The organism is Megasphaera geminata F0357 (assembly GCF_000239275.1).
GTDB lineage: Bacteria > Bacillota > Negativicutes > Veillonellales > Megasphaeraceae > Megasphaera > Megasphaera geminata.
Genome location: NZ_JH417608.1, coordinates 1 through 1,825, shown reverse-complemented (window position 1 = coordinate 1,825; position 1,825 = coordinate 1). Strand labels below are relative to the sequence as shown.

1 rRNA gene is annotated in these 1,825 nt (G+C 55.2%); it reads left to right on the top strand.

Features of this window, described 5'->3' with window-relative positions:
- Nucleotides 1-1,825: ribosomal RNA gene (locus tag HMPREF0080_RS07455) — 23S ribosomal RNA — on the top strand; the annotation flags it as partial.

Below are 1,825 nucleotides of genomic sequence, written 5' to 3'. Positions count from 1 at the left end.
CCATCATTAAAAGAGTGCGTAATAGCTCACTGGTCGAGAGACGCGGCGCCGAAGATGACCGGGGCTGAAGTACGGAACCGAAGCTTTGGCATGTATGGAGACATACATGGGTAGGGGAGCGTTCCTGTATGGGAGAAGCCTGACCGGAAGGACAGGTGGACAGGCAGGAAGCGAGAATGCCGGTATGAGTAGCGAAAAGAAAGGTGGGAATCCTTTCCACCGAAAGCCTAAGGGTTCCTGGGCAACGATCGTCGACCCAGGGTAAGTCGGGGCCTAATCCGAGGCGCAGACGCATAGGAGATGGACAACAGGTTGAAATTCCTGTACCGACACCGTCCGATAGAGCGAGGGAGTGACACAAGAAGGAACGTTCGCATGCGAATGGAAGAGCATGTCCAAGCCGGTAGGTGGCGTATCAGGCAAATCCGGTACGCCGAAAGCCGAGAGGTGATGGGGAGACTGTAGGGATACAGAGGAAGGAACGGGGACTCAATTGTCAAGAAAAGCTTCTAGCGAGGACGGTGGCGCCCGTACCGAAACCGACACAGGTAGGCAGGACGAGAATTCTAAGGTGCGCGGGAAACCCCTCGTTAAGGAACTCGGCAAAATGTATCCGTAACTCGGTGGAAAGGATAACCCAGAGTAGGTGAAGGATAGAAACGTCCGGAGCCGAAATGGGTGGCACAAGAGAGGCCCAAGCGACTGTTTAGCACAAACACAGGCGTCTGCGAAAGAGAAATCTGAAGTATAGATGCTGACACCTGCCCGGTGCTGGAAGGTTAAGAGGACGTGTGAGCCGCAAGGCGAAGCAGAGAATTGAAGCCCCAGTAAACGGCGGCCGTAACTATAACGGTCCTAAGGTAGCGAAATTCCTTGTCGGGTAAGTTCCGACCCGCACGAAAGGTGTAACGATTTGGGCACTGTCTCAACGAGGGACCCGGTGAAATTGAAGTACCTGTGAAGATGCAGGTTACCCGCGACTGGACAGAAAGACCCCATGGAGCTTTACTGCAACCTGAGATGGGATTTGGGTATAAGACGTACAGGATAGTTGGGAGGCGCGGAAGTGAGGACGCCAGTTTTCACGGAGCCGACGGTGGGATACCAAACCTTGTTGTACTGAAATTCTAACGAGAGCCGTAACGAGGCTTCGGACAGTCTCAGGCGGGCAGTTTGACTGGGGCGGTCGCCTCCGAAAGAGCAACGGAGGCGCCCAAGGGTTCCCTCAGCGCGGACGGAAACCGCGCGCAGAGTGTAAAGGCAGAAGGGAGCTTGACTGCGAGACGGACAGGTCGAGCAGGGACGAAAGTCGGGCTTAGTGATCCGGTGGAAGAGAGTGGAATTGCCATCGCACAACGGATAAAAGCTACCCTGGGGATAACAGGCTTATCTCTCCCAAGAGTCCATATCGACGGGGAGGTTTGGCACCTCGATGTCGGCTTCACATCCTGGGGCTGAAGTAGGTCCCAAGGGTTGGGCTGTTCGCCCATTAAAGTGGTACGCGAGCTGGGTTCAGAACGTCGTGAGACAGTTCGGTCCCTATCCATCGCGGGCCGGAAGAAACTTGAAAGGGGCTGCTCCCAGTACGAGAGGCCGGAGTGGACGAACCGCTGGTGTATCGGTTATGCCGCCAGGCGTACAGCCGAGTAGCTACGTTCGGGACGGATAAACGCTGAAAGCATCTAAGCGTGAACCCGGCCTAAAGATGAGGTTTCTCCTTGCAAGACAAGTAAGGCCCCATGAAGACGACATGGTAGATAGGCCGGGAGTGGAAGTGCAGCGATGCATGGAGCGGACCGGTACTAATAGGCCGAGGACTTAACTT